Here is a 17,958-nt window from a genome sequence, read left to right as displayed (position 1 = left end):
CGGCGCTGCATATTTTGCGATTGTAGCGCCGGGATCACTGGCCTAAGCTTGAGGCCAAATCTCGCAGCCTCACGTTCGGGGCGAACATACACGACAGACCTGAAAGGTTTGAGATGGCGAATAATTCCGGCAACGACAGCAAAAATACGCTCTACTGTAGCTTCTGCGGCAAGAGCCAGCACGAGGTGCGCAAGCTGATTGCGGGGCCGACCGTGTTCATCTGTGACGAATGCGTCGAGCTGTGCATGGATATCATCCGAGAAGAGACCAAAGCCTCGGGGCTCAAAGCGACCGACGGCGTACCGACACCCCGCGACATCTGCGGCGTGTTGGACGATTACGTGATCGGTCAGGCGATGGCCAAGCGCGTGCTCTCGGTGGCGGTCCACAACCACTACAAACGGTTGAACCACGCCCAAAAGGGCGGCGATATCGAACTGGCGAAATCCAACATCCTGCTGATCGGCCCCACTGGCTGCGGCAAGACGCTGCTGGCGCAGACGCTGGCGCGCATTCTGGATGTGCCTTTCACCATGGCCGATGCGACCACCCTGACCGAAGCCGGTTATGTGGGCGAGGATGTGGAGAACATCATCCTCAAGCTGCTGCAATCGTCCGAGTACAACGTTGAGCGTGCACAGCGCGGCATCGTCTATATCGACGAAGTCGACAAGATCACCCGCAAGTCCGAAAACCCCAGCATCACCCGTGATGTGAGCGGTGAAGGCGTGCAGCAGGCGCTCTTGAAGCTGATGGAAGGCACCGTAGCTTCAGTGCCGCCTCAGGGTGGGCGCAAGCATCCGCAGCAGGAATTCCTGCAGGTGGACACAACCAACATCCTCTTCATCTGCGGCGGTGCCTTCGCGGGCCTCGACAAGATCATCGCGGCGCGGGGCAAGGGTTCGGCCATGGGCTTTGGCGCTGACGTGCGTGACAACGACGCGCGCGGCATCGGTGAGATTTTCACTGACCTTGAGCCGGAAGACCTGTTGAAGTTCGGTCTGATCCCGGAATTCGTTGGCCGTCTGCCAGTTCTAGCAACGCTCGAAGATCTGGACGAAGACGCGCTGGTCACCATTCTGACCGAGCCGAAGAACGCTTTGGTCAAGCAATACCAGCGTCTGTTCGAGTTGGAAGACACGCAGTTGACCTTCACCGATGACGCGCTGACCGCGATTGCCAAACGTGCGATTGAACGAAAAACCGGCGCGCGGGGCCTGCGCTCTATCCTCGAAGACATCCTGCTCGACACGATGTTCGAACTGCCGGGGCTGGAGACGGTGACCGAGGTGGTCGTCAACGAAGAGGCCGTCACATCCGAGGCCAAACCACTGATGATCCACGCCGACAGCGAAAGCAAAGAACCAGCCAGCGCGGGCTAAGACCCGACGCGAGGCAGAAAGATAGAGGGCGGGCCAAAGGGTCCGCCCTTTTGCATGAAAGGAACGGTCATGAAGCGGATTTCATCGGGCGGCGCCTATGAGGAGAAGATCGGTTACAGCCGCGCCGTGGTGGCAGGTGGCATGGTCTATGTCTCGGGCTGCGTAGGCGAAGGGGCAGATGTCACGGCCCAATGCGCAGCCGCATTGGCGACGATTGAGCGGGCGTTGGCAGAGGCGGGAAGCGATTTCGCCCATGTGGTCCGCGTCACCTATATGCTGCCGGACGCTGCGGAGTTTGAGCCCTGCTGGCCGCTTTTGCGCGCTGCATTTGGCGCGACCCCGCCTGCGGCGACGATGATCGAATGCGGGCTGATTGACCCCAAATACCGTATTGAGCTCGAAGTCACCGCGATGCTGCGAGAGGCGGCAGAGGGTTAAGTTTTCTCCGGCACCAGTTCAAATTGATCCCCCAGCCGGGCGCGCACCTCTGCGGGATCAAGGTTTGCCCAACGCGGCCCGCTGTCGTCGATAAAACCCGTCTTCCGTAGGCTGTCTTGCAACGCGGGCATATCAAGCTCCCCCATCCAAAGCCGCGCCTTGGCTTTGCCGAGCGGTTTCCACGACCGGGTGAGGTGGCAGAGCGTCGCAGTGGTGATCCCCGCAAAACTCTGCAAATGCTGTTCCAACCCGCGCGTGGCAGAGGACGGGCGGCGCACGACAATGGCCACTTGCTGCGCGGGCCGGGCGACCATCCCCAAGAGGTGCAGGGCCGACCCTTCTGCGGCGATGATCTGCTTGGCCGCCTTATAGACTGCGATCTGTTCGCGCAGCCCGTGTTTCTCGGGGTGAAAGACGGTGTAGCCCTGCGCCGTCAGATAGGTTTCCAACGCCTCCTCCCCAATCAGATTGCCGCGCCCTGCGGGCAATTGGCTGCGGCTGATATAGAGCTTTTCTGGCCCTTTAGGCGCGATCTCTTGCGCGAACCGATTGGCGATGGTGTTGCGGTAAGGCTCTGTGGCGGTGATCAAACTTCCCAGGCCGAAGCCTTGCCCCGGCACGATCAACCGCTCGACCCGTGTCGGTGCGTCTAAACTCATTAACGGCTTATCGCAGCCCAGAAGGGCAAGGAAATCACGTTGATACCCTGCCACCTCTCCACCGTTGCGGGGCCGTTTGGGGATGAAAAGAATGCCGTCAATCTCTTCTTCAAGGTGATCCAACGCCCAGAGACGCGCCGTGCTTTCAACCAAGAAATGCCCGAAATGCAGCCAGAGGACCCCGCCCCAAAGCCATGTGCCCCTGCGCTCAGCCACCTTGCCCTGCGGTGCTTCTGGCGGCGTGGTCAGCGCGCGACCGTTGCGCCAAAGTGCGGCTTGAGGGCAGGGGCGGCCATCGCTGTGCAACACCCCGGCGGGCTGCACCAAGCCGCTATCCTCAGGCAGTATGACCAGCGCATTATCCAAGGCCGTGATCTCGGTCGACCAGCCCCCCTCGGGGACGGGCGGGCGCTCGGCGGGATCAAAGGTACAGGCCCAGACCTGCCGGGTACAATGCCCCGGTAATTTGCGAAATCCGGCGCGCTCAAGGATGCGTTTGCACTTACGCATCCCCTCGCGGCCATAGGCCTCGGGGTGGAATTCCATCACCACGGCGCGCAGCCCGTCGAGCGCGGCATGGCGCAGAAACTCCAACTCGCCGCCTTCGATATCCATCAACAACACGTCGGGTTTAAAACTGCGGCGGATGTCATCAAAGCTTGCGGTGGGCACCTGAACCTGCGTCGTCTCACGCATGTCGCTATCGATGAGAGAGGAGCCGAGGAAAGAGTTGCGCAGGTGAAACGGCAGGGTTTCTGGCCGGTCGGGGGCAGAGATCACCACCTGATTGCGAAGAGTGATTTTTTCTTGAAGCCCGTTGAACGTATAGAGCGCGCGAATGTGGGGGATCAAGTTTGGGTTTGCTTCGAACGACAGCACCGCCTCGGGCGCGGCCTTTTGGGCGACGATCGCACCCACCAGCCCCAGACCCGCGCCCATCTCAAGCACCCGGTCACCGGGGCGGACGACAGCCAGCGCGCCATCGATCTCTTGGCGCTCGTAGCGGCCTGCATTGATCCGCTGGATGCGCGTCTCGTTCAGAAAGGGCGACTGGGGCACCTTGATGCCATGACATTCCGCCGCTGCCCGTACGGCCCCACTTGCCTCAGTCATCGCTGCCCTCTTTCGTTTTCCCAACCTTAGCCAGAGGTCGCCCGCGCGCCAAGCTCCTTTGCGGCGAGGCTGGACGCCAAAGCCTCCATGGTGCATATAACGGACAACAGGAACGGAGACCTCAATGGGCATTCTCAATTCACTTCTGCGCGGCGTCACTTGGTGGAACGGCCAGACGCTGAACACCCAGCTTTTCACTTGGCGCAAGGGCAGCAAGGTGGGCGAAGACGCGCAGGGCAATATCTATTACCGCAACGCCGATGACAGCAAACGCTGGGTCATTTTCAACGGTGAGGCCGAGGCGAGCCGCGTGAGCCCCGATTGGCATGGCTGGCTGCACCGCACTTGGGACGAGCCGCCAACCGACAAGCCGCTGATCCACAAGCCGTGGGAAAAGGCGCATGTCGAGAATCGCACCGGCACCGCCATGGCCTATGCGCCCGCCGGGTCGCTGCGCCGCGCCGAACCTGTCGAGCGTAAGGACTATGAGGCCTGGCAGCCTGAATGATCGGTTGGCCGCGCCAGAGGTGCGGCCCCAAGTTTCACGCAATCCGGGTGGATGAATGAAAAAGCTTCTCTTGGCCGCGCTTTTGCTGGCCGCGCCGCTGCATGCACAAGAGGGCGCACAGATCGCCAGTGCCACGGGTGGCGTTTTGCGCGCTTTGGACAAGATTTCCGGCGATACGATCGATCTGGAGATTGCCAAGGGCGACAGCCTTTCTTTGGGCAATTTGCAGATTTCCATGGTTGATTGCCGCTATCCGGCGGGCGATCCGGCGGCCAACGCCTATGCCGCGCTTGAGATCACCGAAGAGGGCAGCAGCGGCGCGCTTTTTTCTGGCTGGATGATCGCCTCGGCCCCGGCGCTGCACGCGCTGGAGCATTTTCGCTATGACATCTGGGTCATGCGCTGCAGCACGTCCTGAAAACTGACTAAATCCCCCGCGTCGAACCGTGCAGTGCCGCGTTTGGCTACGTCAAGCTGCGCGTGATATTCCGCGCGGCTGATCTCCTGCGCTCCGAGAGAGGCAAGGTGATCGGTCAGAAACTGCGTGTCAAAGAGGGTAAAACCCGCATGGCGCAGCCGATCCACCAGCGCCGCCAGCGCCATTTTTGAGGCGTTGGTCCGGCGGGAGAACATGCTTTCGCCGAAAAACGCGCGGCCCAGCGTTACGCCATAGACCCCGCCCACCAGTGCCGTGCCATCCCAAACCTCAAGCGAATGGGCGTGGCCTGCGTGGTGCAGCGCGGTATATAGGGCGGTGATCTCGGCGTTGATCCATGTGTCTTCGCGGTCAGCGCAGCCGGCGACGACACCATCGAAATCGCGGTTGATCGTATGGTGGTAAGTGCTGCGCCGCATCGCGCGGGCGAGCGAGCGCGAGATGTGAAAACCATTGAGCGGCATCACACCCCGACGCCGCGGATCGACCCAGAAAATCTCTGGGTCGTCGCGGTGTTCGGCCATGGGGAATATCCCGATGGAATAGCCGTGGAGCAGGATCTCTGGTGTCAGATCCGACATCGGTGTCAGCCGTTGCCGAGGTTGGTTTCCAGCCAATGCTCAAGCCAGTGGATGTTGTAGCCACCCGACTGGATGTCTTCTTCGGCCAGCAGCGCGTGGAAGAGCGGCACGGTGGTATCCACACCGTCCACGATCAGCTCACCCAAGGCCCGACCGAGACGCGCCAGCGCTTCGGGACGGTCGCGGCCATGCACGATCAGCTTACCGATGAGACTGTCGTAATAGGGCGGGATCGAATAGCCGTCATAAAGCGCCGAATCCATCCGCACGCCAAGCCCGCCGGGGGCGTGATACTGCGTGATCTTGCCCGGGCAGGGCGCGAAATTCGGCAGTTTTTCGGCGTTGATGCGGACTTCGATGGCATGGCCATTGATGGTCAGATCGTCTTGGGTAAAGGACATCGGCAGCCCTTCGGCGACGCGAATCTGCTCGCGCACCAGATCGACGCCAAAGATCGCCTCGGTCACCGGATGTTCCACCTGAAGGCGGGTGTTCATTTCGATGAAATAGAACTCACCGTTCTCATAGAGGAATTCGATCGTGCCGGCACCGATATAGTTGATGTTCGCCACGGCGTCGGCACAGACCTTACCGATCCGCGCGCGCTCTTCTTCGGTAATCGAGGGGCCGGGGGCCTCTTCGAAGACTTTCTGGTGGCGGCGCTGCAGCGAACAGTCACGCTCGCCCAGATGCACGGCGTTGCCCTTGCCATCCCCAAAGACCTGAATCTCGATGTGGCGCGGGGTGGTGAGGTATTTTTCGATATAGACTTCGTCATTGCCGAAGTTCGATTTCCCCTCGGCCCGCGAGGTCTGGAAGGCTTTTTCCATGTCTTTGGCGGTCTGGGCGACTTTCATGCCCTTGCCGCCGCCGCCCGCTGTCGCCTTGATGATGACCGGATAGCCGATTTCATCGCCCAGACGCTTGGCCTCTTCGAGCGAGGCGACGCCCCCATCCGAGCCGGGCACGCAAGGCACGCCGAGCTTTTTCATCGTGTCCTTGGCGGTGATCTTGTCACCCATGACGCGGATGTGTTCTGCGGTGGGGCCGATGAAGGTCAGACCGTGGTCTTCGATCACCTGCACAAAGCCTGCGTTTTCCGACAGGAAACCATAGCCGGGGTGAATCGCTTCGGCCCCGGTTATCTCACAGGCCGCGATGATTGCCGGGATTGAGAGGTAGGATTGGGTCGAGGAGGGCGGGCCGATGCAGACGGATTCGTCGGCCATGCGCACATGCATCGCGTCGCTGTCGGCGGTGGAATGCACCGCGACAGTCTGGATGCCCATCTCGCGGGCCGCGCGGATGACTCGCAGCGCGATCTCTCCCCGGTTGGCGACTAGGATTTTGCTGAACATGTCCGGCCCTTATTCCAGGATCACCAGCGGGGCGCCGAATTCAACGGCATCGCCGTCGCCGACGAGGATGCGCTTGACGGTGCCGGCGCGGGGCGCGGGGATGTGGTTCATGGTTTTCATCGCCTCGACGATGAGCAGCGTGTCGCCTTCGGAAACCGAAGCGCCAACGGAGATGAACGCAGGCGCGCCCGGCTCACCTTGCAGGTAAACGGTGCCGACCATGGGCGATGTCACAGCACCGGGGTGATCGGCCGGATCGGCGTCAGCGGCAGGTGCGGCGGCCGCGGGAGCGGCGGGGGCCGGTGCAGCGGCAGGCGCGGGGGCGGCTTGGTACTGCTGCTGGGGGGCGGCCATGACCTGCTGCGGCGGCTTGCGGCTGACGCGCACGTTCAGGCTGTCATCCTCGGCATAGTCGCGTTTCACCTGAAGCTCTGTCAGGTCGTTTTCGTTCAGCAGCTCGGCGAGGGCCTTGATGAAGGCCACGTCACTGTCATGGGTGTTTTTTGTCATTGGATCCTCGAAGATTTCGACAGGCCAACAGCCCGTCGCTGCGCGATTGATTGGCTCGCTTATAGGGCATGGGCAAAGCCATGAAAAGCCAACTGTTGTCTAGGGGGTAGGATCGGTTTTTTGCCGCGCAATGGCCCCCGGGGCGCAAGAATGAGGCCGCGCCACATCTTCGCGCACCGGTGCAAGGTCACGTAGGGTCAGATCGCGAGGTATTCCGCCCGCAGTTCCGCGTTGTTCAACACCTCTGCCGCGGTGCCGTCAAAGACCACGCCGCCGGTATCAAGGATCACCGCACGATCGGCCAGTTTCAGGGCGCGCACGGCGTTCTGCTCAACAAGGATGGTGGTGATGCCCTGCGCCTTGATCAGCCCCAGCGTCTTTTCGATCTCATCCACGATCACCGGGGCAAGACCTTCGTAGGGTTCATCCAGCAGCAGCACCTTGATGTCGCGGGCCAAGGCGCGGGCGATGGCGAGCATCTGTTGCTCCCCGCCCGAAAGGGTCACCCCCTCTTGGTTCCGCCGCTCACGCAGGCGCGGGAAGAGGTCATAGAGCCGGTCGAGGGACCAGCCGATGGGCGGGGCGATCTGGGCGAGTTTCAGGTTCTCTTCGACGGTCAGCCCCGAGATGATGCGCCGATCTTCGGGCACCAGCGCCAGCCCCGCTGCGGCGGCCTGGTGGCTGGCCATGTTGTGTAGCGGCTGATGGTCGAGCCAAATCTCGCCGCGCTTGAGTTCCGGGTCGCTGACCCTTGAGATGGCCCGCAGGGTCGAGGTTTTGCCTGCCCCGTTGCGGCCCAGCAGCGCGAGGATCTCGCCCTCGTGGACGTTAAAGCTCACCCCCTGCACGATATAGCTCTCGCCGTAATAGGCGTGAATGTCCCAGACCGAGAGGAAGGCCGGGGCGGTTTGGGCGTGGTTGGCGTTTTTGTCTAGCGTGTCGGTGCTCATTGGGGTGTCCTTGGGGTTCGGCAACAGGATAGATCAGGCGGCGTCTTGGCTCTCGCCCAGATAGGCTTCGCGGACCTTGGGGTGGCCCTTGATCCGGTCGGGCGTGTCTTCGACCAGTGGCGTGCCTTGGGCCAGCACGGTGATCCGCTCGGCCAGCGAAAAGACCACATGCATGTCGTGTTCAATGATGGCGATGGTGATGTCGCGCTCGTCCTTGATCTGTTTCAGTAGGTCGATCGTATTGTTGGTATCGGCCCGTGCCATCCCCGCAGTAGGTTCGTCCAGCAGCAGCAGCCGGGGGTCTTGGGCCAGACACATCGCGATCTCCAGCCGCCGTTTGTCCCCCCGCGAGAGGGACGCCGCATGCATGTGCCGCTTGTCGATCATATTCATGTCGCGCAGCATTTCCTCGGCCTTGTCGATCACATCTTGCTGGCCCACGACGCGCGACCAACCGTTGAGTTGGAAAGCCCCGTCGCGTTTGGCAAGGCAGGGGATCAGCATGTTTTCCATCACCGTGAGATCACCAAAGATTTCAGGCGTTTGGAACACGCGGCTGATGCCCATCTGGTTGATCTCATAGGGTTTGCGCCCCAGCACCGACTGGCCGTCGAACATGACAGAGCCGGTGTCGGGGATGAGCTTGCCCACCAGACAGTTCAGCAGGGTGGATTTGCCCGCCCCGTTGGGGCCGATGATCGCATGGACAGAGTTCTCTGCCACGCTCAGGTTCACATCGCTCAGCGCCTGCAGACCGCCAAAGCGTTTGCCGACATTTTTGACTTCGAGAATGGACATCAGTCTCTCCTATTCTGCGGCTTCGCTGCGTTGTTGGGCGGCGTCGGCCTCAACCGAGCCTGCGTTCTTGTCCCGGCGGCGGAAGACGCGGCCCAGACGTTGGCCACCTTCGACCAGCCCACCGGGCAGGAAGATCACGACCAGCATGAACAGCAGGCCAAGCGTCAGGTGCCAGCCTTTGCCGACGAAGGGGTGGATGATCGCAACCATCGCGTCTTCCAATCCGTCGGGCATGAAGGCGAACCAGCCGTGCAGCACGTTGTCGTTGATCTTGGCAAAGATGTTTTCAAAGTACTTGATGAAACCCGCACCCAGAACCGGCCCGATCAAGGTGCCCGCGCCGCCAAGGATCGTCATCAGCACCACTTCGCCCGAGGCTGTCCACTGCATCCGCTCGGCCCCCGCCAGCGGGTCCATCGCGGCCAGCAGGCCACCGGCCAAACCGGCATACATGCCCGAGATGACAAAAGCCGCCAGCGTGTAGGGCCGCGTGTTTAGGCCCGTGTAGTTCATCCGCTGCTGGTTAGACTTCACCGCCCGCAGCATCATGCCGAAAGGCGAGCGGAAGATGCGGATCGCCAGATAGAAGGCTAGGATCAGGAAGACCGCACAGAAGTAGTAGCCGACGGAGAAAGTAAACGTCCAACCGCCAAAGAACAGCGTCGTCGAGGAGTTCATCGCAGCCCCGAAGAGGTTAGGGAATGACGGCGCGTCGACGGACTGGAGGTACTGCGGATCGGAGGTATAGATCTGCAACCCGGTCTCACCATTGGTGATCGGCGTAAGTACAGAATAGGCGAGGTTGAAGGACATCTGCGCGAAGGCCAGCGTCAGGATCGAAAAATAGATGCCCGACCGTCGCAGGCTGATAAAGCCGATGAGCGCCGAGAACAGCCCTGCCATAATCACCGCCAGCACCAGCGCGGGCACGACGTTGTAGCTGAGCAGTTTGAACATCCAGACGGCGGAGTAGGAACCGACACCCAGAAAGGCCGCATGGCCAAAGGAGAGATAGCCGGTCAGCCCGAAGAGGATGTTAAACCCGATGGCGAAGATGCCAAAGATCACAAAGCGTTGCATCAGGTCGGGGTAGCCCGCGTTGAACTGTGCAAGGCCCGAATCCGCCGGAAAGGGATTGAGGATGAAGGGGGCGAAGAGCGTGAGAACGACCACGACCCCCAAGAGAAGCGTATCGCGTTTTTCCAGTCCGAACATGTCTTATTCCTCCATCACGCCGCGGCGACCCATCAGACCGCGCGGGCGGACCAGCAGGATCACGATGGCAACGACGTAGATGATGATCTGGTCGATACCGTAGATGATGCTTTTGATTTCATTCATGGACGCGAGGCTTTCGAGGATGCCCAGAAGGAACCCCGCCAGCACCGCGCCGGGGAGCGAGCCCATGCCGCCGACCACGACGACGACAAAGCTCAGCACCAGAAAGTCCATGCCCATGTGATAATTCGGTGAGTTGATCGGCGCATACATCACCCCCGCAAGCCCCGCCACGGCAGCGGCGATGCCGAACATGATGGTAAAGCGGCGATCGATGTCGATGCCCAGAAGCCCCACGGTTTCGCGGTCTGCCATGCCGGCGCGGACAACCATGCCGAAGGTGGTGAATTGCAAGAAAGCAAAGACGGCAGCGATGATGAGTGTGGAAAAGCCAAAGTAGACCAAGCGCCAATAGGGGTAGGCCAAAGACGTGTCCAAGCCTAGGAGCGGCGCGAAGTCGAAGCTGCCCACGAAAGCTTGCGGCGCAGGGGTGGGGATCGGGTTGGCGCCGTAGAAATATTTGACGACTTCCTGCAGGACGATGGCAAGGCCGAAGGTCACAAGGATCTGATCCGCATGGGGACGCTTATAGAAATGTTTGATCAGCCCGCGTTCCATGATGAAGCCGATGAGCAGCATCACCGGGATCGCGAAAAGGATCGCCAGCGGCACCGACCAATCGATAATCGCCTGTCCCGTTTCTGGCCCGAACCACTGTTCGACATAGGGGGTTTTGACCTTCAGCGGATTGCCGAGGAAATCCTTCTTGGTCTCGTCGATGGTCTCGACGCTCAGCGTCAGAATGCGTTGCAGCGTGACCGAACAGAAGGCCCCGATCATGAAAAGCGCCCCATGGGCGAAATTGACCACGCCAAGAGTGCCGAAGATCAGAGTTAGCCCAAGCGCGATCAGCGCATAGGCCGAGCCTTTGTCGAGGCCGTTGAGTATTTGCAGAAGGATTGCGTCCATGGTCCCCACCTGTAAGGGAAGCGTTTACAAGCGGCAGGGCCGCTTGCAGCGATAAAAAGGGCGCGCAGGATCAGGCCCGCGCGCCATCTGATTTCAGCGGATCACGCGCCGGGGTTGCATTTGCCCAGATCACCGCCCGCGAACATCGGGTGATCGGGGGCATATTCGACCTGTGCACGGGGCGTCTGTTCGACGATCTCAAGCGTGTCGTATTCGTTGGTCGGGTTCTCCGCCCCCTTCATCACGAGCACGTCCTTGAAGCATTGGTGATCGTCTGCGCGGTAGAGCGTCGGCCCGTTGCCCAGACCGTCGAACTCATAGCCCTCCAGCGCCTCGACCACGGCGCAGGGGTTGAATGAGCCCGCGCGTTCCACCGCATCGGCATAGAGCAGCGTTTGCACGTAGCAGGTATGCGCGGAGTTAGACGGCGGGCGGCCATATTTCTCACCAAAGGATTTGGTGAAGGCTTTGGACCCTTCGTCTTGCAGCTGCCAGTTCCAGTTCATCGAGCCGATCACGCCCTGCACGTTGGCCCCGGCACCGGCGGCCATCAGCTCGGAGTAGAGCGGCACGACGATCTCGAATTTCTTGCCGTTGACCTCTTTGTCGAGCAGGCCGAACTGCACCGCATTGGTGAGCGAGTTCACCATGTTTCCGCCGTAGTGGTTCAGCACCAACACATCGGCTCCGGAGTTTAGCACCGGCGCGATATAGGAGGAGAAATCGGTCGAGGCGAGCGGCGTCAGCACGTTCTCCACGGTCTCCCAGCCCATCGCCTCGGTCGCGGCGGCGATGGATTCCTGCTGGGTCCAGCCCCAGTTGTAATCCGCCGTCAGGTGATAGGCGCGGCGCTCAGACCCATAGGCGTTCTTAAGCACCGGGGCGAGGGCGGCGGCAGACATATAGGCGTTGAAGAAATGCCGGAAGCCATTGGCCTTGCGGTCCTTGCCGGTGGTGTCATTGGCATGGGTGAGACCCGCCATGAAGATCACGCCCGCCGATTGGCAAAGGTCTTGCACCGCCACGGCCACGCCCGAGGACGAGCCGCCATTGATCATCACCGCGCCGTCTTTTTCGATCATCGACTTTGCGCTGGCGCGGGCGGCGTCGGATTTGGTCTGGGTGTCGCCCGTGACATATTCGACCTTCTTGCCCAGAATGCCGTTCCCTTTCAGCGCCTTGGAGCTGAAGGTGTTCATCATGCCGCCGTCGCCCCCGCCATTGAGGTGTTCGACCGCAAGCTCCTGCGCGCGCAGCTCGTCCAGACCCTCTTCGGCATAGGGGCCAGTCTGGGGCACGTTGAAGCCCAGCGTGACCGTGCTGCCCGTGGGGGCATTGGTAAAGCCCGCGTGCGCCTCGGCGCGCAGATAGGTCGGCAGCGCCAACCCTGCACCGGCAACCGCGCCGGTCTGAATCAGCCCGCGGCGTGTCAGTTTTGTAAACGACATGAAGTCCTCCCATGTTTTTAAGAGCCGTGGCAGCGGAACCTCCCCCCGGTGCCACGGCGCGCAAGAATGCAAAGAAACTATGGCGCGGAAAATGAAAACCGATCAATAACCTGCTTGATGGAAACAATATTTCTGTAAATATATTCGCAATCACTTCGCGAGGTTTGTAAATAACATGATGTTGCGCCGCAGAAAGACCTTGAAACAACGGGCGAAATCACGCGCGGAGCGACCTCATGCGTGAGGGGCTGACCGGCAGCCGCATCCGTGAGCGGCGGGTGATGGCGGGGGTGAAGCAAGCTGAGTTGGCACAGCAAAGCGGTATCTCGGCCAGTTACCTCAATCTGATCGAACACAACCGACGCAGAATCGGCGGGAAACTCTTGCTCAACATCGCCCATGCGCTTGGGGTGGAGCCGCAGGCGCTGACCGAAGGGGCCGAAGCCGCGCTGATCGCCGCGCTGCGCGAAGCGGCTGCGGATGCAGGGCTGGCGGGGCCGGAGGGCGACCGCGCTGACGAATTCGCGGGGCGTTTCCCGGGGTGGGCCAAAGTGCTCGCCACCAGCCAGCGGCGCATTGATGCTTTGGAGCAGACGGTAGAGGCGTTGTCAGACCGGTTGGCCCATGATCCGCAGCTTGCCACGTCGATGCATGAGCTGCTCAGCACCGCTGCCGCAATCCGATCGACCGCCTCGATTTTGGCAGAGACGGACAGTCTGCAACCCGAATGGCGCGACCGGTTTCATGCGAACATTCACGAGGATAGCCGCCGCCTGTCCGACAGCGCGCAGGCGCTGGTGACCTATTTTGACAATGCCGCCGAGACCCGTGAGGTGGCCCACTCCCCGCAGGCGGAGGTGGAAGCTTTTCTCGCCGCGCATGACTACCGCTTTGACCCGTTGGAACAGGCTCGCGCCCCGCAAGAGGCAATCACGGCGCTTGTGGAGCAGGCCGAGGCGCTTAAAACCAAAGCCGCGCAGCATATCGCGACGGGGGTGTTGCAACAGATCGCGCGGGACGCGGCGGCGTTGCCCTTGGCGCGTCTGGAGCGGACCGTTGAGGAGGCGGGCCATGACCCAGCCGAACTGGCGCGCAGATTGGACCAGCCGATGGGCCGGGTGCTGAGACGTTTGGCGTCTTTACCCGATTTGGGCGCGGGGCTGGTGGTCTGTGACCGCTCGGGCAGCGTGACCTTTGCCAAGTCAATCGAAGGGTTCACCGTGCCGCGCTTTGGCGCATGTTGCCCGCTTTGGCCACTGTTCGCAGTACAAGGCCAGCCGGGGCTGGTGATGAAATCTCGCGTCATGCAGATGGGACGCGGGCAGGCGCAGTTCGAGGTCATTGCGACTTGCGAGGTTCAAGCCGCCGCCGCCTATAACACGCCGCCATTGAGCCAATCGGTCATGTTGCTTTTGCCGGTGCCGTCGGGGGCGGCGCCTGCGCAGCCCGTGGGCGCCACCTGCCGGATTTGTCCGGTCGAAGGATGCCGCGCCCGGCGTGAGCCGTCGATCCTGCGCGACGGAATCTAGCAGGCGCTCAGGCAGTTTTTGACAGGGCTGCCAAACCGATGCATGCTCGCCCTGGTGCGCGAGACCCCGCAACAAGACGGGGCGGTCGCACACCGAGGGGGGAGACTTTTTGCCGATGAGCAAACTCGTAGTTCTGGTGGAGGACGAGGTGAATATCGCCGAGGCCATCCGCTTTTTGTTGGGCCAAGAGGGCTGGCGGGTGGAGACGCTGGCCAATGGGTCGGGCGCGGTGGAGGTGATCCGCAAAACATCGCCTGATCTGGTGATGCTGGACGTGATGCTGCCGGGCAAGAGCGGATTTGAGATACTCGATGAGCTGCGCGGCGACCCGGCAATGGAGACCTTGCCGGTCTTGATGCTGACCGCGCGGGGCCAAAGCCGGGATCGGGCCATGGCCGAGAAGGCCGGGGTCAGCCGCTTTATGACCAAGCCGTTTTCGAACTCAGAGATGCTGGACGCGGTGCGCGACCTGATCGCCAGTTAACCCGCCATGCCCCGCTCTCCGATCTTTCTGGAAAAACGCGGCTACCGCCAGCGGCGCATGATGGATGCGGTGCGTTTGCTGCCGTTTTTGGGGCTGATGCTGTGGATGGTGCCGTTGCTGTGGCCCGTGCCAGAGATCCTGCCTGACGCTACCCCCGAACCCACCGAGCCGACAATCGCGATGAGCGTGGCACTGCGCTATCTCTTTGGGGTTTGGGCGTTGCTGATCTTGGCGACATGGGCGCTCTGGCGGCGCACGCGCGATGTGGCGTCGGACGGGGGTGCCGATACCAAAGACGGGCCGCGCTGATGGTGTCGCTCAACCAGTTGGTCGCGGTCTGCCTGATGTATGTGGCGGGGCTGTTCATCGTGGCCTTCGCCGCTGAACGCGCAGCCCTGCGCGGGCAGGGTGGCTGGCTGCTGCGCTCGCCGCTGGTCTACACGCTGTCGCTCTCGATCTATTGCACCGCGTGGACCTTTTATGGCGCGGTGGGCTATGCCGCGCGTTCGGGGTTGGAGTATGTGACGATCTACCTCGGCCCTTCGCTGGTGATGATCGGTTGGTGGTGGGGGCTGCGGCGTTTGGTGCGCATCGGGCGGAGCCATCGTGTGACGTCGATCGCGGACCTGATTTCTTCGCGCTACGGCAAGTCCAACACGTTGGCAATTGTGGTGACGGTCATGGCCGTGATTGGCGTGACACCCTATATCGCGCTGCAATTACAGTCGGTTATCTTGTCTCTGTCGATTTTCGCCGCCGCGGATGTGCCGCTGGTCGAGGCGGGAGGCGACGTGATCAACCGTGGGCAGGCCGCCCTCTGGGTGGCGGCGGGGCTGACACTGTTTACAGTGCTCTTCGGCACGCGGAACCTGAACGTAAACGAGCGGCACCACGGCGTTGTCATCGCCATCGCGGTTGAGGCGGTGGTGAAGCTGCTGGCATTGGTGGCGGTCGGTATCTACGTGATCTGGGGACTTGCCGGAGGTCTGAGCGAGACGCTCGCGAAGATCGATGCCTCCGACATCGGCCAATGGGAAGTCCAAGGCAGCCGTTGGGCCGCGCTGACGGTGCTTTCGGGGGCCGCGCTTTTGTGCCTGCCGCGCATGTTTCAGGTCATGGTTGTCGAGAATGACGACGAGCGCCAGTTGCAGATCGCCAGCTGGGCCTTTCCGCTGTACCTCATGCTGATGAGCCTTTTCGTCGTGCCGATCGCGGTGGTGGGGCTTGATCTGATGCCCGAAGGCTCGAACCCCGATCTGTTTGTGCTGAGCCTGCCGCTGAGCCAAGGCCAGAATGGTCTGGCGATGTTGTCTTTCTTGGGCGGTTTTTCGTCAGCCACTTCGATGGTGATCGTCGCCACGCTGGCGCTGTCGACGATGGTCAGCAACCATATCGTCATGCCGATCTGGCTGGCGTTTCGGCGCGATGGGGCGACGCAGTCGGGTGACGTGCGCAATATCGTGATCCTAGCGCGGCGGCTGTCGATCTTTTGCGTGGTCGGCTTGGGCTACCTCTACTACCGCGCCTCGGGCGGCAGTGGGGCGCTGGCGGCGATTGGCACGATCTCCTTCGGCGGGGTGGCGCAGTTTTTGCCCGCCATGTTGGGCGGCGTGCTATGGCGCGGGGCCACGCGGACCGGCGCGCTTTGCGGGCTTGGCACGGGCTTTGTGCTGTGGGTCTTCACCATGCTGCTGCCCAGTTTTGGCGCGGATGTGGCATTGTCGAGCGCGACCTTGGAGCGCGGGCTGTGGGGGCTGGCATGGCTACGTCCCGAGGCGCTCTTTGGCATCGCCGGGATTGACCCGACGGTGCATGCGGTGGTCTGGAGCCTTGCGCTCAATACGCTGGTTTTCGTGGTCGTCTCGCTTTTCAGCTTTCCCGCGCCGTTGGAGCGGCTTCAGGGGGCGCAATTCGTTAATGTCTTTGACCATTCTGGCCCGGCGCGGGGGTGGACGGCCTCAGTCGCGGGCAGCGAAGACCTGATGATCATGGCGCAGCGCATCTTGGGCGCGACGGAGGCGCAGGCGTTCTTTGCGCGAGAGGCTGAACGGCAAGGGCATGGGCAACGCCTGCCGGAACCCACGCCGCGATTCGTACAGGCGTTGGAGCGGGAATTGGCGGCCTCCGTCGGGGCGGCCACGGCACATGCGATGGTGGCGCAGATCGTGGGCGGGGCGTCTGTTTCGGTGCAGGACCTGCTCGCCGTCGCCGACGAATCCGCGCAAATGCTGGAGTATTCCAGTCAGCTTGAGGCCAAATCGCGGGAGTTGACCGAAACGGCGGCACAGCTGCGCGCGGCGAATGAAAAGCTCACACAATTGTCGCTGCAAAAGGACAGCTTTCTGAGCCAAATCAGTCATGAGTTGCGCACGCCGATGACCTCGATCCGGTCGTTTTCCGAGATCCTGCGTGATGCGCCGGGGCTGTCGGACGCGGATAAGAATCGCTACGCCACGATCATCCACAGCGAGACGATCCGCTTGACGCGGCTGTTGGACGATCTGCTGGATCTGTCGGTGCTGGAGAACGGGCAGGTGACGCTGAACCAGCGGGAGGGCAACCTGCGCGACCTGCTCGATCTGGCGGTGACCACGGCGCAGGCCGGGGCCACGCGCCCGCTTGAGGTGCTGCGTGATCTGCAGGCCGAGGATATCACCCTGACCAGCGACCTCGACCGGCTGGTGCAGGTGTTCATCAACCTTGTTACCAATGCGCGCAAATACTGCGCTGCCGATAAGCCGCAACTGGTGATCTCGGCACAGGTCACGGCGCAGGGGCTGGTGATCGATTTTGTCGACAACGGCCATGGGATCGACGCAGGATCAGAGGCGCTGATTTTCGAAAAATTTTCGCGCATCACGGGCGAGGGCGATGGCGCAGGCCTCGGCCTCGCCATCTGCCGCGAGATCATGTGCCGCTTGGGCGGCGAGATCAGCTTTTTGGGTGATGTGCCTGGCACGGCCTTCCGGGTGCAATTGCCGCAGAGCGTCCTGACACCGCCTGCAAGAGACATCGGCCCAGCGGTCGGCCCCGTGGTCGGGGCCGATACGCAGCCTTAGCTGTAGCTCTGCCCCAGCATAGGGCGCATGTTTTCAAGGTCATAGCCCCCCTGACGCGCCGCTTCGATGATCGCGTCGCTGTCCATCTCACCGGCTTGACCCAAGGCCCAAGCGATGGTCGAACGGGTGCCGGAGGCGCAATAGGCCAGCACGGTGTCATCCGTATCGACCCCAAGGGCGCGGTTGTTGGCAATGACATCGGGGGTCATAGTCTGATGGGTCAGCGGCTGTTCGGCAAAGGCGATGCCCGCCGCCTCAGCCGCTTCGCGCATGGCGGCGGCTTGGTGGCTGGGCGGCACTTCTGCATCGGGGCGGTTGCACAGAATGCGGGTGATGCCTTGGGCGCGCAGGCTTTCCATGTCACCGGGCTCGATCTGCGGGGCGACGAAATAGCGGGGGGTGATTTGGCGAATATCCATGCGTCGATTTAAGCAGATGCAGCGGCCCTGTCCAGAGAC

At 61.8% G+C, this 17,958-nt stretch carries 18 protein-coding genes; 8 read left to right on the top strand and 10 right to left on the bottom strand.

Translation table 11 applies throughout. The annotated features are described in order from the left end of the window. The first annotated feature begins 113 nt into the window (after positions 1–113). Both clpX and O4H31_RS11340 read left to right on the top strand, forming a co-directional pair. On the top strand, positions 114–1,382 hold the full coding sequence (gene clpX / locus O4H31_RS11345; protein ID WP_093925929.1) for an ATP-dependent Clp protease ATP-binding subunit ClpX: 1,269 nt from the start codon (positions 114–116) through the stop codon (positions 1,380–1,382). A gap of 69 nt (positions 1,383–1,451) precedes the next feature. Beyond that, positions 1,452–1,820, top strand: a complete 369-nt coding sequence (locus O4H31_RS11340) for a RidA family protein (RefSeq protein WP_269345846.1) — start codon at positions 1,452–1,454, stop codon at positions 1,818–1,820. On the opposite strand, the gene O4H31_RS11335 is transcribed toward O4H31_RS11340, so the two are convergent. Beyond that, positions 1,817–3,592 (bottom strand): FkbM family methyltransferase, encoded by a 1,776-nt coding sequence (locus tag O4H31_RS11335; RefSeq protein ID WP_269345844.1) that lies wholly within the window; start codon positions 3,590–3,592, stop codon positions 1,817–1,819. The genes O4H31_RS11340 and O4H31_RS11335 overlap by 4 nt on opposite strands. A gap of 124 nt (positions 3,593–3,716) precedes the next feature. On the opposite strand from O4H31_RS11335, the gene O4H31_RS11330 reads away from it, so the two are divergent. Together O4H31_RS11330 and O4H31_RS11325 are read left to right on the top strand one after the other, a co-directional pair. Next, a complete protein-coding gene (locus tag O4H31_RS11330; protein WP_067628344.1) occupies positions 3,717–4,100 on the top strand; it encodes an NADH:ubiquinone oxidoreductase subunit NDUFA12 in 384 nt (127 codons plus the stop codon). A 55-nt stretch (positions 4,101–4,155) separates the two neighbouring features. Continuing rightward, the gene (locus O4H31_RS11325) at positions 4,156–4,518 is read left to right on the top strand and encodes a DUF2155 domain-containing protein (RefSeq protein ID WP_067628342.1); all 363 of its coding nucleotides are present in this window, start codon (positions 4,156–4,158) and stop codon (positions 4,516–4,518) included. On the opposite strand, the gene aat is transcribed toward O4H31_RS11325, so the two are convergent. From aat to O4H31_RS11285, 8 genes are all read right to left on the bottom strand, one after another. Continuing rightward, complete coding sequence (gene aat, locus O4H31_RS11320; RefSeq protein ID WP_269345838.1) at positions 4,482–5,117, bottom strand: leucyl/phenylalanyl-tRNA--protein transferase; 636 nt, start codon at positions 5,115–5,117, stop codon at positions 4,482–4,484. The two genes, O4H31_RS11325 and aat, sit on opposite strands and share 37 nt — an antisense overlap. Before the next feature lie 5 nt (positions 5,118–5,122). Beyond that, positions 5,123–6,475, bottom strand: coding sequence for an acetyl-CoA carboxylase biotin carboxylase subunit (gene accC / locus O4H31_RS11315; RefSeq protein ID WP_269345835.1), 1,353 nt, complete (start codon positions 6,473–6,475; stop codon positions 5,123–5,125). A 9-nt stretch (positions 6,476–6,484) separates the two neighbouring features. Beyond that, entirely contained in the window at positions 6,485–6,985 is a 501-nt protein-coding gene (gene accB / locus O4H31_RS11310) for an acetyl-CoA carboxylase biotin carboxyl carrier protein (protein ID WP_269345833.1), read from the bottom strand. A 197-nt stretch (positions 6,986–7,182) separates the two neighbouring features. Continuing rightward, entirely contained in the window at positions 7,183–7,935 is a 753-nt protein-coding gene (locus tag O4H31_RS11305; RefSeq protein ID WP_269345831.1) for an ABC transporter ATP-binding protein, read from the bottom strand. A gap of 33 nt (positions 7,936–7,968) precedes the next feature. Next, positions 7,969–8,733, bottom strand: a complete 765-nt coding sequence (locus tag O4H31_RS11300) for an ABC transporter ATP-binding protein (RefSeq protein ID WP_120350854.1) — start codon at positions 8,731–8,733, stop codon at positions 7,969–7,971. Positions 8,734–8,742: 9 nt separating this feature from the next. Next, entirely contained in the window at positions 8,743–9,948 is a 1,206-nt protein-coding gene (locus O4H31_RS11295) for a branched-chain amino acid ABC transporter permease (protein WP_269345827.1), read from the bottom strand. 3 nt (positions 9,949–9,951) lie between these two features. Next, positions 9,952–10,980, bottom strand: a complete 1,029-nt coding sequence (locus O4H31_RS11290; RefSeq protein WP_067261822.1) for a branched-chain amino acid ABC transporter permease — start codon at positions 10,978–10,980, stop codon at positions 9,952–9,954. 101 nt (positions 10,981–11,081) lie between these two features. Then, complete coding sequence (locus tag O4H31_RS11285) at positions 11,082–12,428, bottom strand: substrate-binding protein (RefSeq protein WP_243260799.1); 1,347 nt, start codon at positions 12,426–12,428, stop codon at positions 11,082–11,084. Between the two features lie 236 nt (positions 12,429–12,664). On the opposite strand from O4H31_RS11285, the gene O4H31_RS11280 reads away from it, so the two are divergent. The 4 genes from O4H31_RS11280 to O4H31_RS11265 all read left to right on the top strand — a co-directional run bounded on the left by O4H31_RS11280 (position 12,665) and on the right by O4H31_RS11265 (position 17,500). Continuing rightward, the gene (locus tag O4H31_RS11280; RefSeq protein ID WP_269345822.1) at positions 12,665–13,957 is read left to right on the top strand and encodes a helix-turn-helix domain-containing protein; all 1,293 of its coding nucleotides are present in this window, start codon (positions 12,665–12,667) and stop codon (positions 13,955–13,957) included. Positions 13,958–14,072: 115 nt separating this feature from the next. Beyond that, the gene (locus O4H31_RS11275) at positions 14,073–14,441 is read left to right on the top strand and encodes a response regulator transcription factor (RefSeq protein WP_269345819.1); all 369 of its coding nucleotides are present in this window, start codon (positions 14,073–14,075) and stop codon (positions 14,439–14,441) included. 6 nt (positions 14,442–14,447) lie between these two features. Further along, on the top strand, positions 14,448–14,750 hold the full coding sequence (locus O4H31_RS11270) for a hypothetical protein (RefSeq protein WP_093925943.1): 303 nt from the start codon (positions 14,448–14,450) through the stop codon (positions 14,748–14,750). After that, positions 14,750–17,500: an ATP-binding protein gene (locus O4H31_RS11265; protein ID WP_269345813.1), complete on the top strand. Its 2,751-nt coding sequence runs from the start codon at positions 14,750–14,752 to the stop codon at positions 17,498–17,500. The genes O4H31_RS11270 and O4H31_RS11265 overlap by 1 nt, the downstream gene beginning before the upstream one ends. On the opposite strand, the gene O4H31_RS11260 is transcribed toward O4H31_RS11265, so the two are convergent. After that, positions 17,497–17,919 carry a TIGR01244 family sulfur transferase gene (locus O4H31_RS11260; protein ID WP_067939517.1) on the bottom strand — a complete coding sequence of 141 codons (423 nt, stop codon included), beginning with the start codon at positions 17,917–17,919 and terminating at the stop codon, positions 17,497–17,499. The two genes, O4H31_RS11265 and O4H31_RS11260, sit on opposite strands and share 4 nt — an antisense overlap. Positions 17,920–17,958 lie beyond the last annotated feature (39 nt).

It is taken from the genome of Sulfitobacter dubius (assembly GCF_027214245.1).
GTDB lineage: Bacteria > Pseudomonadota > Alphaproteobacteria > Rhodobacterales > Rhodobacteraceae > Sulfitobacter > Sulfitobacter dubius_A.
This window is presented reverse-complemented; position numbering and strand designations above follow the sequence as displayed.

Excerpts from the sequence above, each read along its gene's own strand:
- aat (WP_269345838.1), bottom strand. The coding sequence starts at position 5,117 with ATGTCGGATCTGACACCAGAGATCCTGCTCCACGGCTATTCCATCGGG.
- O4H31_RS11265 (WP_269345813.1), top strand. The coding sequence starts at position 14,750 with ATGGTGTCGCTCAACCAGTTGGTCGCGGTCTGCCTGATGTATGTGGCG.
- O4H31_RS11330 (WP_067628344.1), top strand. The coding sequence starts at position 3,717 with ATGGGCATTCTCAATTCACTTCTGCGCGGCGTCACTTGGTGGAACGGC.
- O4H31_RS11335 (WP_269345844.1), bottom strand. The coding sequence starts at position 3,592 with ATGACTGAGGCAAGTGGGGCCGTACGGGCAGCGGCGGAATGTCATGGC.
- O4H31_RS11260 (WP_067939517.1), bottom strand. The coding sequence starts at position 17,919 with ATGGATATTCGCCAAATCACCCCCCGCTATTTCGTCGCCCCGCAGATC.
- O4H31_RS11280 (WP_269345822.1), top strand. The coding sequence starts at position 12,665 with ATGCGTGAGGGGCTGACCGGCAGCCGCATCCGTGAGCGGCGGGTGATG.
- O4H31_RS11340 (WP_269345846.1), top strand. The coding sequence starts at position 1,452 with ATGAAGCGGATTTCATCGGGCGGCGCCTATGAGGAGAAGATCGGTTAC.
- O4H31_RS11275 (WP_269345819.1), top strand. The coding sequence starts at position 14,073 with ATGAGCAAACTCGTAGTTCTGGTGGAGGACGAGGTGAATATCGCCGAG.
- O4H31_RS11295 (WP_269345827.1), bottom strand. The coding sequence starts at position 9,948 with ATGTTCGGACTGGAAAAACGCGATACGCTTCTCTTGGGGGTCGTGGTC.
- O4H31_RS11290 (WP_067261822.1), bottom strand. The coding sequence starts at position 10,980 with ATGGACGCAATCCTTCTGCAAATACTCAACGGCCTCGACAAAGGCTCG.
- O4H31_RS11285 (WP_243260799.1), bottom strand. The coding sequence starts at position 12,428 with ATGTCGTTTACAAAACTGACACGCCGCGGGCTGATTCAGACCGGCGCG.
- O4H31_RS11305 (WP_269345831.1), bottom strand. The coding sequence starts at position 7,935 with ATGAGCACCGACACGCTAGACAAAAACGCCAACCACGCCCAAACCGCC.
- O4H31_RS11270 (WP_093925943.1), top strand. The coding sequence starts at position 14,448 with ATGCCCCGCTCTCCGATCTTTCTGGAAAAACGCGGCTACCGCCAGCGG.
- accC (WP_269345835.1), bottom strand. The coding sequence starts at position 6,475 with ATGTTCAGCAAAATCCTAGTCGCCAACCGGGGAGAGATCGCGCTGCGA.
- O4H31_RS11325 (WP_067628342.1), top strand. The coding sequence starts at position 4,156 with ATGAAAAAGCTTCTCTTGGCCGCGCTTTTGCTGGCCGCGCCGCTGCAT.
- accB (WP_269345833.1), bottom strand. The coding sequence starts at position 6,985 with ATGACAAAAAACACCCATGACAGTGACGTGGCCTTCATCAAGGCCCTC.
- clpX (WP_093925929.1), top strand. The coding sequence starts at position 114 with ATGGCGAATAATTCCGGCAACGACAGCAAAAATACGCTCTACTGTAGC.
- O4H31_RS11300 (WP_120350854.1), bottom strand. The coding sequence starts at position 8,733 with ATGTCCATTCTCGAAGTCAAAAATGTCGGCAAACGCTTTGGCGGTCTG.